Genomic DNA, 13,861 nt, shown 5'->3' on the forward strand with positions numbered 1-13,861 from the left:
CGTATTAGGATTTACCAAAAAATCACATATAGAATGACCATTATAACAAAAAGTAGATACCAAGCAAAGTGGACACTTCTTTCTGTTCTCTCTAATTTTACTACAGTTTTAGCAGTTAATTTGGTGGATGGTTTTATTAAAGATAATAGAATTCCTAAAATAATTAATCCAACAAAAAGATAGAATGAAAGCATTAAATAGTGCGGCCAAAAACCGTATTCCTTAGATGGAAAAATCCATAAATACAATATTCCAACTCCCAAACTCAAAAATGCTCCGAAAGTAAGTAAGGAATTAACTGCAAATTGACTTGTTTTATTCCATAATACGGCTAATAAAAATACGGCTGCTAATGGTGGGGCTATAAATCCTAAAATAGACTGAAAAACATCAAATAAATTTAGTCCTTTGATTTGATCAATAGCTAAAGCCATTAAAACAGCAACAAAACACCCTACAACAACTGTCAATTGACCCGTCTTAATTATATCATTTGTTTTAGCAGATGGATTGATATGTTTTATATATAAATCCATAGTGAATACCGTACTTAGCGAATTGAGTGATGAACCTATTGTACCAATTAAAACTGCAATTAAAACAACAATTACCAATCCGTTCAACCCTGTTGGAAATAAATTAGTTACCATCGTCATATAGGCAAGCGAAGGATCTTCTAAATTTGGAAATAAAATATAGCAAATTACACCCGTCAAAATAAACAAAGGCAAGGATAATATTTTCAGCCATGCAATAAAATTAACACCTAATTGCCCCTGTTTCAAACTTTTAGATCCTAAAACCGACTGAACCATAGCTTGATCTGTACAGAAAAATGCGATCGCTGCAACGGGATATCCCAACAAAATGGCATACCAAGGATATTCATTATCAGAAGCTGGTCGAATCAAAGACCAATAATTTTCTGGTGTTGATGAAAATAAAACATCTAAGCCACCAATTTTCATTATTCCTAGATAAGTCAATAATGCAGAGACTATAATCAACAAAATCATTTGAAAAATATTGATTTTAGCTATCGTCTTTAATCCTCCTGTATAAGCAAACAATCCAGCCAAGCTCACTAATACAATTACGGACAAATACATCGGAATACCTAAAATTTGTCTAACTAGGAAACCTCCTGAAAATAGTCCTAAAGAAAGCCAAGAGATCAACATCTTCACTAAGGAATACCATGCTAATATTGTTTGAGTTTTTGATCCATAATGCAGTCCCATATATTCAGGCAAAGTTTTAACACCTAATGCTAAGTAACGAGGTGCAAACACAACGGCTAAAAGATATAAAAACACAAAAGCATACCAATCAAAATTAACAGCAACTATACCTGTAGTGTATCCAACAGTAGCAAAGGCTAGCAATAATGAAGGTCCTACATTGGTTGCCCACATATTGAAACCTATACTATACCAACTTAACGACTTATTTGCAATGAAACGTTCTTCTCCATTATCCCTATTTTTGCTGGAAAATAATCCTAGAGCGAGTAATACTACGAGATAAACTATTAAAATGAGGTAATCATAAATTGTTAATTTATCAAGAATGGTGGTTGTCATAATAGATCACTCGGATTAATATTATATTTAGCTAAAAGATCATTTGGACGTACAGGTTTACCCGTAGCCAATGACTCGTCCATAGCTTGTAATAAAGCTATTGTCCCAATTCCTTCTTTGATATCTGGAAAAGCAGGAGATTCGTTAAAAATAGCTTCCGCAAAATATTCAAGATAATTTTGGTACTCACCAGCATGATGACTTTTCCCTTCAAAACGGAAATAATGTTTTAATTTGTGCTCCCAAGTCAAAATTTTCTCTTCACCATTTTTATCCGTAATAGCATACCGCAAATCCATATAATCTGCCTGACTAGCACCTTCTGTTCCGCGAAGAATACAAGTCATTTCACTATCTCTGGTTACCGGCTGAACGGGTCCCGTATAAGCACCACTTACTCTAGCAACTTTTCCCTCATCTGACTTGAAAATAAAATGCATTGTATCCTCATTTTTCAAGCCATTAACCTTACCATTATGACTCAGCATACCGTATCCAAAAACCTCTTCAATATTTGGTAGATACCATCTTATGAAATCTACTGGATGACTTAATCCACCATACAACCATTTGAATTTTGAATTCAACGACCAAGGCTTATTCAAAAACCAACGGTGATCAGCATGATAATGACTTTCTATTGTAATTAAATCCCCGATTAAGCCTTCCTCAAAATCTTGACGCTGTCTTTTCATAGGTTCAAAAAATCTAGAGCTTTGTCCCACAAAAACTCTTTTTTTAGTTTTATCTACTAATTTTAACAATGAATCAGCCTCATTTAAATCGTCAATAAATGGTTTTGTACAGATGACATGCTTATCATGTTCTAAAGCAAGCTTAATATGCTCTGCATGCAAATGATCGGGTGTATAAATAGCTATTGCATCAATTTCAGGATCGTTTAGTAAATCTTGAAAATTTGTCGTGTATGAATGATAATCGAATTCCTTTGCTCTCTGCCTACACATGATTTCATTTATATCACAGACCTTGACCAACTCAATCAGTTCGCTATTTAAGGCAGCAGACATTGTACTTCGTCCTTCACCAAGTCCTAGAATACCTAATCTTAATTTTTTCACTTTGTATAATTATTTTTTATAAAATATCCATGATTCTCCATCAGATGTACCTTCTATACCTCTTTGAAATTCGCTCATTAATTTATTCCAATCTTCAACGCGGGGATTATCTTTTAACGTTAAGGAATTAATTTCTTCAAACTTCTTACCTTTTGGAAATGAAATAACCAGCAAAAGTTGATGATCATTTCGATACAGTAAAACTTCTTTGAAGCCAGCTTGACAGAATCCTTTGGAAACTTCTGACCACTCTTCAAATTGATTTTTATGATAGGTATAATATAATTCGCGCTTTTCTTTGTCATTTACCAGTTGAGCTGACAAAATCACAAAATCATATTCGCTATTCGACTCTGCTGACAGACAATGCTCATCGGAATTGAATGCATAGAAAATATCCTTAAAAACTTTGTACTTAACCTCGGGAAAATCCGCCTTCCAAGAACTTGCTATTTTTTGTGCAATATCATCCGTAGTTCGAATTAAAGAATAGGCCCCCCAACGAAATATCTGCTTGTTATCCGCACCTTGTCGTTGGATATATTTAGCTAAAGTTTCTGTTTCAATAGAGTTATTAGGATCATAGATTTGTATATAAACTGGTTTTTCGAATGGAATATGCTGGTTAATCTTAGCATGCTCATCCACTTTACTCTTATGATGTAGTAACTTTTGATATTGGGCTGTCAATCCTGCATTTTTAACTTTTTCTAGACTAACTTTAGGTCCATTTTCCTTCCATTCTACAGAAGGACCATTTGCATTTTGTAATATTTTATATTCAGGAAACCAATTATCGGATACATTCATATATGCAGAACCTTCATCGGTATATAAGTAAAACCAATGGTCTGGAATATGTGCATAGGGTGAAAGATAAATACTATCGATTAGATTTTTCTGAATTCTAGTACCAGGTTGTGCAGATAAAGTGTAAATGCCGGCTACATCGTACATAAATTTACCATATCGCGTGATACGGTTTTCTACAATCATATTGTTTCTCATTATATTGACCGTAGGAGTCCATCCCCAACCCACACTTATTCCTGTATAGGATAAATCACTTAGATCATTATTGGTTACGTGGATATTTCGTGCAAATCCCACACCTATACCCACAACACCCCAATCTTCATTACCAATATTATTAATGAGATTATTCGCTATTGTAACACCATCAGATACCGTGCGTTCATCTTTAGGTTGGTAAGGAAGATGTGCTTCAAACTGCTCATCCGAGAATTTGCCCACTAGCACAGCATTTCCGCCTACATCCTTAATGACATTACCCTGAAAAATATCGTTAAGATTTCCTTCTTGAAAATCAACTGCAGTAGCAGCTATATGCACAAATTGACAATTAGAAATATGTACATGGAATGTATTTAAAAGAGTAACTGCTGCTTTTGGTCTCCCTACCCATGCCTGATTCTCTAAACCTTTCTTATCGGGTGTACCAGGAGTTTGCAATTTATAAGCATCCAAAAAGAACATACCAGCTTGTAATGCTACATGACCATTAAAATGTGGCCTAAACCATGCCGTATGTTTAAAATGCAATCCTTCGATATGGATGTTAGACACTGGGCTTTCAAAAGTACCTTTTACATCTAAAATAGTCTCTAGAATAGGTACAATGACCTCCTCTTTATCAAGATTTTCATTAGTACGTTTATAATAATAAATTTTATGATTTTTTTCATCATGAAACCATTCTCCAGGGGTATCAAGGAATTGAATAGCATTTACTAATCGAAAGGCTGAATTACCTGTTTCTTTGGAAATCCAAGGACGAGGCCAAGGATGCTCACTTTGTATTTTACTTTCGGGATCATGAAATGATAAGATTATACTATCTTTTTCAAGAATAGCATTTTTGATTCGAAGTTGTGCAATGGCCCACCATTGATGGATAAAAAATTCCATTCCTGGTTTAAATTCAAAATTTTTAAAGACATTCGGAATAACTGCTGTTTGTTTTTCAAAATTCCAATTTAGAATCCTTGGCAAAGTATAATCGGAATGACTTTCTGCTCTTATTGCTTTATTATTGCCGACCCACATTTGTCGGATTGGAAAATATTTATCACCTACTGTTGGGGCATCTGCTACGTAAATGTCTTTGGACAATTCCGCACTAAACAAATTATTTTTACCTATTTTTTTCCAGCCATTTACTTTAACACCACCGGAAAAAACAGCATTATTTCCTAATGCACGTATGACTGTTGGACTTTCCTTGGTTCCAGAATCTTCTGGTCTAATAAGTATAGATTGACTTGGAAAATATGCCCCATCCTTTACTAAGATATAGACCGCAGATTTCACCTTTGCATCGTCAAGACGTCTCCATTCACGTACTTGACGAAGCGCATCCTCCAGTGTTTCAAATGGTGAATTTAATGAGCCGTCTCGCATTGCATTTTGACTTTGCAAACCCACATAAATTTCTGTGGCAAGACAATGAGACAACAACGTCAATAGCAAAATTGCACACTGAAGTACATATTTTAAAAATATCCTGTATTTGATCATTTTAGTAAATGCTCTATGATGTTTTTTTTAAAACTATAATTGGATAGTCTTGCTTCCTAATTTTGATTTTATGGTTAATGCCGCTGCATTCTTTATGTCATTTTTCATGATATATCCCACAGCATAACCTTTAAAAGTTTTGCGAATTGGCCTAGTCAATCCTTGTAAATCTGCTTGATAGCCATTATCTGTACCTAGCACAGCACAATTATTATCTGCTGAAAATTCAATTTCTAAATCATTGTCAGTAACAATATTCCCTTTATCATCACGAAGAGAAACAGTGATGTAATACAAATCTGTAGCATCACCTGCTGCATATTTATCATGTTCTACTTCCAAATGAACATTAGCCACTTCGCCTGCCGTGTGACGAAATTCTTCTTGTACTATTTTGCCATCTCTATACTTTACAACTTTCAGTTCTCCTGGCTCGAAAGGAACTTTCCATTCAGCATGTAAGCTTTCATCTGATTTTGTTGATTTTCCTAAACTTTTACCATTTAAAAACAGTTCTACGTAATCTGCATTATTATAATAACACCATACTGCAACGTTATCCCCCTTTTTCCAATTCCAATGCGGCATTAAGTGTAGTACTTCCTTTTTTGTCCACTCCGATTGGTACATGTAATACACATCTTTTGGCAATCCTGCTAAGTCCACAATACCATAATATGAACTACGTGCTGGATATGGATAAGGAACTGGCTCTCCTAAATAATCAATACCTGTCCAAACGAATATGCCGGATAAAAAATCACGTTTTTTCACTTCCAACCATGCTCTTTCATGACTTGTTCCCCAATAAGCGGCTACATTATCATAAGCAGAAACCGTAAAGTCCATATTTCCATTCGTCACATATTTATCTTTACTTGATGCTGGCCACAATTGAATCGTATCCTGTGGTTGTTGATACACACCGCGTGTTTGTAGAGCAGATGTCGTTTCAGATGCTAATAATGTGGTGTTTATAAATTCAGTCTTCAACTTGTCGTAATCAAAGTATTTGTAATTGAATCCTAAAACATCTAATGTTTCTGCTTGCGCTATAAAGTTTTTAGCATAATCAGTCTCTGTCAAAGCTGCAGTCACAGGGCGAGTAGGATCAAGTTCTCTAACAGTTTTAGTCATACTTTTTGTAAGGGATGTACCAGTAGCATCGAATTGCTCACGAATTTCATTACCTATACTCCACATGAAAACTGAGGTTCTATTTCTATCGCGCTTTACAAAGTTTTCCAAATCCGCAATATGATGCTCGTCAAAATCGATGTGATAATCAAATTTGTTCTTACGCTTTTTCCACATATCGTATGCTTCGTTGTAAACTAAAAAGCCCATTTCATCACAAAGGTCAAGTAATTCTTCTGCAGGAGGATTATGCGCTGTACGAATAGCATTTACACCCATTTCTTTCATAATAACCAATTGTCGTTTGGCGGCAGACTTATTAAACGCAGCTCCCAAAGCTCCTAAGTCGTGGTGAAGACAAACGCCCAATATTTTTGTCTTAACACCATTTAATTCGAATCCTTCATTGACCTCAAATTTGAAATGGCGGAACCCAATACTATATGTTAAATCATCAAGTTTTTCTTTCTTATTATTTAATAATGAAATTTTTACTTGATACAAATAAGGATTTTCAGGTGACCATAAAATTGTACTATTAATGTTTAATGAAGCTTCAATTTGCTCATTTTTTACCCTTACTTCCTGTTGTGCAAGCAGTTTATTATTTTTATCTGAAAGTTCTATTTTGACCAATTCGCCCTGACCAAATATTTTTGAAGAAACATTTAAAGTACTTTGAGAAACATCTACTATTGGAGTCGTAAGAATTGTTTCATTTTTCAGCAAGTAAGATTTATGACGTTTTTCTAATTTTACATCGCGATAGATTCCCGAACCTGAGTACCATCGTGAATTAGGCTGAAGACTATTGTCTGCACGAATTGCAATTACATTACTTTTATCACCATAATTAAGATACTTAGTTAATTCTTTTTCAAATGACAAATACCCGTTATAATTTTTTCCGAGATATATTCCATTTATCCAAACTTCCGCATACCTGTATACCCCTCCAAAGTAAATGAATACAGATTTGTTAATATCTTTCTTTTCAAGATCAAAAGTTTTTCTATACCAACCTATACCTCCAGGAAGTGCTCCTCCAGCATTACCAGCAGGATAATGTTCTGCAAAATCAAATCCAATACTCCAATCGTGCGGGAGATTCAGTTTCTTCCATTTCGTATCATCAAAGGAGGTATGTCTATATTGCAAGTTATCGTCCAATATGAATTTCCATCCGGCATTAAAATTTATCACTTCTCTTCCTTGGCCTTTAGTTACATGCATGATGAATGTAAATAGCATAACTAATAAAATGTTCTTTAGCATAAAATATTACTCCTTAATAAACTTTAACTTACTCTTTCCAATATCCTTTGATGTTGCTACAGCAATCCCTCTATTATCGTCTTTGTCTACAGCGCAGTAGAAATGGTATACAATTCCTTTATGCTTGAGCACAAAAGATTTATGGGCATATTTAATATCATAATCTTCGCTAGAGTTTATTAAATCTTCTCCAGACCAATCTGTCCAGTGTACCAGATCTTTTGAAGCTGCAAAGCGATTAAAACCACCACTTTTGTTTTCCCAAAAAGCCCCAAAATAGAACATTACCCAAGTTCCATTAATGCGTTGAATCATAGGATCGCCTGTAATACCAACAGGGTGATGTACAACAGGATCCTTTCGATAGCGTTTCCAATTCACCATATCGTCCGAAACCGCCATCCCAATTCGCTCATACCAGCGTGTCTTTTTATTATTAACTAATGAATCTCCAACCGCATTATAATACATCACAAAACGATGTCCGGTATTTCCTTCATTATCTTCAATTACATAACTTTTAAAAAGCTTATGTCTGTTTTCCCACCACCTAATATCATGATCCGTACTACTCAAAGCAGGTTTATCAATTCTATTCCATTCAAAAGCTGTATTTGGTGTACTATGTGTGTAAGCTACTCCAATTGACAATGGTTCTGGTTCATATCCTGCTGTGGAGCCTCCAAAATAAGACATCCAATACTTACCATCGTACTTTTTCAAATCGTATTTTCCACCCCATTTTGTATTAATTAGTGCATTATATCCAGCTTTTTGTTTTGAATCCCATTCAGTAGCAGTCGACGATGCTGTTAGCTGTTTGCCCAAATAGATCCAATTCAATAAATCATGACTTTCTGCCAAATGAGTTTCATAGCCTACACCATCAAACAAAATATAAGTCATAAACCATTTTTTTCCTTCCCTGTAAATGGATGGACAATCAATCAAATCTTGTTTCTTATTTGGCACAACGACTAACCCATATTTATACGGAGTTTTTATTTCATTGTATAATTTCTCCATCTCAGAATTTGAGATTTGCAGGCTCTTTTCTTGTCCTCGAACAGATAAGATTAAAGCAAGAAGCATTATAACATAAACTACTCTCATCTAATTACTTATTAAATATTTACCTGACGACAATTGGATTTCTACAGAATTTCTATCCTGAGAAATGTGAGATTTTACTTTTTTTCCATTTACCCTGTATTCATCACGTATTGGCAATGAAACTGTGGCTTTACTTCCGATAGGAATTTGGATTAAATACGCATCTTTTTTGCGATCTACGACTATCTCACCATATGGACTTTGATACGTAACTCTTACAGAATCAATCACATCAACTAGTTTAGGTTTAATATGTATATGTTCGTAAGCAGTGGAATTTTCATCCTGAGAAATCCCACCCAACTGCGCATGAAACCATTCCATCAGATGTCCTAGCATAAAATGATTGTTCGAGACATTTGGAAGCGCTGCCCAAGACTCGGTCAACGCGGTTGCGCCTTGTCGAATTTGGTACCCATAACCTGGTCTCGAATCATCTTTGTGCATTGCATAAATTATATCATCGCGATTATTTTGAGTCAATGCTTGTATTAAATACCGATGTCCAACATCACCAGCAGTAAAAGTTGTGTCTTTACTAATTATATCTTTTATCAAATTACCAAAGATATTCTCTTTAAACTCAGTATCAACGATACCCATATATAAGGGCATGGCCAAAGCTGTCTGACTACCAGTCGCATACAAACCAGTTTTTTTATCAAAAAAAGTTTCGTTAAAGGATTTTTTCACTTCAAAAGCAAGTGAATCGTAATATTGAGATTGTGATTCATAGCCCAATTTAGTTGCGATTTTTGACATAATTTTAAGGTCGTAATGATATATCGTAGTCCCCGTAATACCGTGAGGTGTTAATTGAGACACACCAGGACGATTATCCCCTATATCAAACCAATCACTCAAGCCTTGATACAAAATGTTATTTTTTGCCTTTGCTTCCAGATACTTTATATAATTTCTCATCATGGAATAATTCTCAATTAAAAGTGATTCATCACCATACCAACGGTAAGCATACCATGCAAGCAGTATCGCACTACTTCCCCACTCAGGAGAATCTCTAAACATATCTCCTCCCCAATCAAATTGCACATATTCTGGTGCAATTTCGGGTACAAGACCATCCGAAGTTTGAGACAAACGCATATCATTCAAGGCTTTCGAAAAAAGACTGTAAGAATCAAAATTAAATTTCACAGATGGCCCCATTAGATGCAATTGCTCAAGCCAACCTAATTTTTCACGATGCGGACAATCTGTAAAAACAGATACCATATTACTTTTGATAGCCCATTTGATTAAATTATGAATTTGATTAAACAGCGTATCTGAACTGTAAAATGTCCCAGATTCCTTTGTACTATTACGAATATGATCCAAATAAATCTCTTTTACCTCTATGTTGCTACCCTTTAATTGTTTTTTAAAAACTTCAGCATAACGTAAACCATAATATGTGAATCGTGGAGACCATGTGACTTCTTTCTGGTCGTCAAATATGTATTGGTAATAATGTGGACTTCCAGTGTGTTTTTGATTTGCATAACCTTCGTTTGTAAGCAACTCAGATGGGTATATTCGAACGGTATCTCCCTTGTTGCCTGATAATTTTAGTCGTACTACTCCAGAAGCATTTTGACCAAAGTCATAGATAGTGCTTTTTCGATTAATAGACTCCTTCGTTGAAACAGGTTTAAATGTTTCCATTACTTGAACTGGTTCGACCTCTTGTATTTTAAGCTGAGGTCCATCAACTGTAACTGCATTTTGCCAATGCGCATCATCATATGTATTTGTAGTCCAATTTGATGGCAATATGTTAGCATTGTAGTCTTCCCCCCCATATATACTTGAGAATGTAATGGGAGATTTATGTACTTTCCAACTTTCGTCTGTATGATGTTCTTCAATAGTACCATCAAGATACTCGGTGATCAATTTCATTTTCAACTTCGGCAAGCCAAAAGCTACCTTGTGTTTCTGATAGCGACCCTTTATAGGTGGTATATAGTAAAAACCATTGCCCAGTAAGACAGAAAATGTATTTTGTCCTGATAAAAGCCTATCTTTTAAATCATAAACTACATAATATGCTTGTTTATCATATTTTGTCCAACCTGGTTGCAAGAAACTGTCATCCACTTTTTCACCATTCAGCAACAATTCATAATGTCCCAATCCTGAAACATAAGCATAACAGGATTTTACCTTTGGTTTGGTATGTATAGATTTACGGAATACAGGTAAATCATAGGGCTTAGAGATATTAGTTTTACTTGAACCTAATGGTAATGGGTTAATTAATGAATCTGGAAGTTTTTCTAACGTAATCCACTCTGCATTAGACCAATCACTCGGGTTTAACAAACCCGTATGAAATCTAGAGCTATTATTTTTTGATACTTTTCTATTATTATCCCTTACTTGTACTTCTACATAATATGATTTAGCTGCGTTTAACGAAGATCCAGCATATTTTACAAAAAGCGATTTACTTGAATTTACCCACTTAGAATCCCATTTTAAATTCTCCGTATTGAATTTTTGATCCTCATAAACTTTTATACGATAAGCAATTTGGGAAACATTGTTTTTTTCACTTTCAAGCTTCCAAGAAAAAGTTGGTTCCAACGTATTTAGCCCTAGAGGATTTTCTCTCCCTTCAATTAACACCTCTTTAATTCTTACTTGTGCAATAAGTATGGCACTTAGGCTGGTAAAAACAAATAATAGAATGATTCTTATATATAACATCTTTTATAAATCAAGAAAAGATTATTAGTTATTAATTTTCGAATTTTATGTTTGTTAGTTTCAACCCTGAAACATTAATCGTATCAATACTTTTATTTTGAACAGCCACAAAAGCATTGTTTATAGTTAACCCATGTACATCATTAGCTTTTAGCCAGTTATTACCAACAGCATAAATGTTCTCTACAACTACATTTTCTAAAGGCGATTCGGGTAAACCTTCTATTTTAATACAATCTGCAGCATCTTCAATGATCACATCTCTGATCGTGATATCTTGAAATTTAGGTGTTAAAATATTTGACGAAACTTTATGATTTCTATCTGCAAGCTCTCCTACATGTAATGCTTGTCCTAGCATATCCCATCTCAATGCAGAATGCACTACACGCATACGTATATTTTCAAATAACATATTTTCACCTCCACCACCTCGTGGACGTCTGGTTTTGAAACGTATTCCGACATCCACCCCATCAAATACACAATCGTGCACATACACATTACGCACCATTCCAGCTGTTTCACTGCCAATTGTTAGCCCACCATGCCCTTGCTGTGCCAAGCAATATCTTACAATTATATTTTCAGAAGGTTTATTTACTCTTAATCCATCGTATCCTCGCCCAGCTTTAATTGCTATGCAATCATCACCTGTGTTGAAGGTGCAGTATTCAATAAGAACATTTTTTGATGATTCAACATCTATTCCGTCGCCACGTTGAATTCCTACAGAATTAATAGATACAGCACGTATAATAACATTTTCGCAATACGTTGGAACAATATTCCAAAAAGCAGATCTTTCCAAGTGCACACCTTCAATCAGTACATTTTCACAATTAATTGGAGCAATCAAGGCCGGTGGAAAAATGAAATCTTTTGAATTACCATCATATATTCTTTCATCCACAGGTTTATGGTGATCCACAATATTTTCAATGACATCGTGTGACATTGTTTTCTGTCTTACGCATCCTTCACCAGGACCGATAATTTTACCTTTCCCCGTGATAGCAATATTTCTAGCATTATTTGCATATATACAAGCCCCTAAAGAATACAATTCAATACCTTCATTACGAGTAAATACTACAGGCAAATAATCATCAATATCATTTTTAAACACTAATTGCGCATCTTGATCAATTTGAAGATTAATATTAGATTTCAATATAATTCTTCTGGATAGATGGCTTCCAGATTTCAAAATAACATGTCCACCTCCAATTTCTGCCAATGAATCAATAGCATTCTGAATATTATTTCCAGCTGTAATTACTACAAAATTTTTCGGAAACTCTGGACTATGAAATACATGTTTACTAAATGGACTATATGCTTCTTTAACAGGTATCTTATCTATAGCCTGCATCAAGGAATGTGTAGTTAAGATATTATTATGTAATTGCTTATGAATATTTGATTCGCAACTAATAAATGCAAATAGAACTATTAATCCGAAAATATTTCTAAATACCATTCTCTTGAAATATACTTTTTACGTACCTTGTATTAGCACCAAAATTTTCTAAAACCATACGTGGGGATAGTGAGGCATCTCGAGAACGTTCGATTACCAACCAACCTTTCCATCCCATATTGTCCAGCACATCTTTTACTGCCCGCATATTTAGTCTAGGATTATTTTCAAGCCACACACCATCTTCATCAGTACAATGAATCATGCTGATATTTCTTGCACCTAAAGTTTTAAGTTCATTTACCAGTGAAAGTCCATTTTTCAATGGATTTGAAAAATTGAAGTAAATTTTGATATTCTTAGATCCAATTTCTTTGAGCAAAGCTACTTCGCCTTTTGCATCCAATGCCGTTTCTATTCCAACAACAACACCAGCCTTTTTAGCCATTTTGCCAATTTCTTTAAGACGTTTGACAAGGACTGGACGTAATTCAGGATTTTTGACTAAATCCCCCTGAACACCTAGCGGTAAAAATGCATTTTTTGCACCCAGAAGCTTACATGTCACCAAACAGTCAGCAATCATTTTCTTATAAGTAGCTCTAGTCGCTAATGATTGCGCATAAAATCCAGTCATTGCTACAGAACAAATTTCAATATTGAATTTTTTAAGATGATTGATGTAGTTGCTACGAAAATCTTTATCAAAGAATTTATTATCAAAAGTATCTCTATTTCCCAATCCTCCCATATCCACTTCCAAGCCATCCGCACCGATTTCACTTGCCAATTGTACTGCACCTAATTTTTGACGCTTCAAAATCATCAAGTCAATTACAGCTACACGATATCTTGTTTTATTAGCTGACGCAAATAGGCTCATCGGATTAGAAATAACTAATCCCAACAACATACATTGCTTAATAAAATCCTTTCGTCCTATTGTTTCCATGGTAACGCTGGTTTACATTGGTTAGATACTATAATACTAAAAT

The 13,861-nt window shown here is 34.7% G+C and carries 8 protein-coding genes; all 8 read right to left on the reverse strand.

From position 1 onward, the window contains the following. Positions 1–11: 11 nt before the first annotated feature. Positions 12–1,583, reverse strand: a complete 1,572-nt coding sequence (locus FLS47_RS16460; RefSeq protein WP_149915417.1) for a sodium:solute symporter family transporter — start codon at positions 1,581–1,583, stop codon at positions 12–14. Beyond that, positions 1,580–2,665 carry a Gfo/Idh/MocA family protein gene (locus FLS47_RS16465; RefSeq protein WP_223225389.1) on the reverse strand — a complete coding sequence of 362 codons (1,086 nt, stop codon included), beginning with the start codon at positions 2,663–2,665 and terminating at the stop codon, positions 1,580–1,582. Before FLS47_RS16465 ends, FLS47_RS16460 begins: the two co-directional genes overlap by 4 nt. A gap of 9 nt (positions 2,666–2,674) precedes the next feature. After that, the gene (locus FLS47_RS16470; RefSeq protein ID WP_223225391.1) at positions 2,675–5,104 is read right to left on the reverse strand and encodes a right-handed parallel beta-helix repeat-containing protein; all 2,430 of its coding nucleotides are present in this window, start codon (positions 5,102–5,104) and stop codon (positions 2,675–2,677) included. 132 nt (positions 5,105–5,236) lie between these two features. Continuing rightward, the gene (locus tag FLS47_RS16475; RefSeq protein ID WP_188347470.1) at positions 5,237–7,591 is read right to left on the reverse strand and encodes a glycoside hydrolase family 2 TIM barrel-domain containing protein; all 2,355 of its coding nucleotides are present in this window, start codon (positions 7,589–7,591) and stop codon (positions 5,237–5,239) included. 30 nt (positions 7,592–7,621) lie between these two features. Further along, positions 7,622–8,728: a glycoside hydrolase family protein gene (locus FLS47_RS16480; RefSeq protein ID WP_149915420.1), complete on the reverse strand. Its 1,107-nt coding sequence runs from the start codon at positions 8,726–8,728 to the stop codon at positions 7,622–7,624. Continuing rightward, positions 8,729–11,443 (reverse strand): family 78 glycoside hydrolase catalytic domain, encoded by a 2,715-nt coding sequence (locus tag FLS47_RS16485; RefSeq protein WP_149915421.1) that lies wholly within the window; start codon positions 11,441–11,443, stop codon positions 8,729–8,731. It abuts the gene before it with no gap. Positions 11,444–11,474: 31 nt separating this feature from the next. Continuing rightward, positions 11,475–12,926: a glycoside hydrolase family 28 protein gene (locus FLS47_RS16490; protein ID WP_149915422.1), complete on the reverse strand. Its 1,452-nt coding sequence runs from the start codon at positions 12,924–12,926 to the stop codon at positions 11,475–11,477. Beyond that, positions 12,916–13,818, reverse strand: a complete 903-nt coding sequence (locus FLS47_RS16495; protein WP_149915423.1) for a sugar phosphate isomerase/epimerase family protein — start codon at positions 13,816–13,818, stop codon at positions 12,916–12,918. The genes FLS47_RS16490 and FLS47_RS16495 overlap by 11 nt, the downstream gene beginning before the upstream one ends. Positions 13,819–13,861: the final 43 nt, after the last annotated feature.

The organism is Sphingobacterium cavernae (genome assembly GCF_008520265.1).
Classification (GTDB): Bacteria; Bacteroidota; Bacteroidia; order Sphingobacteriales; family Sphingobacteriaceae; genus Sphingobacterium; species Sphingobacterium cavernae.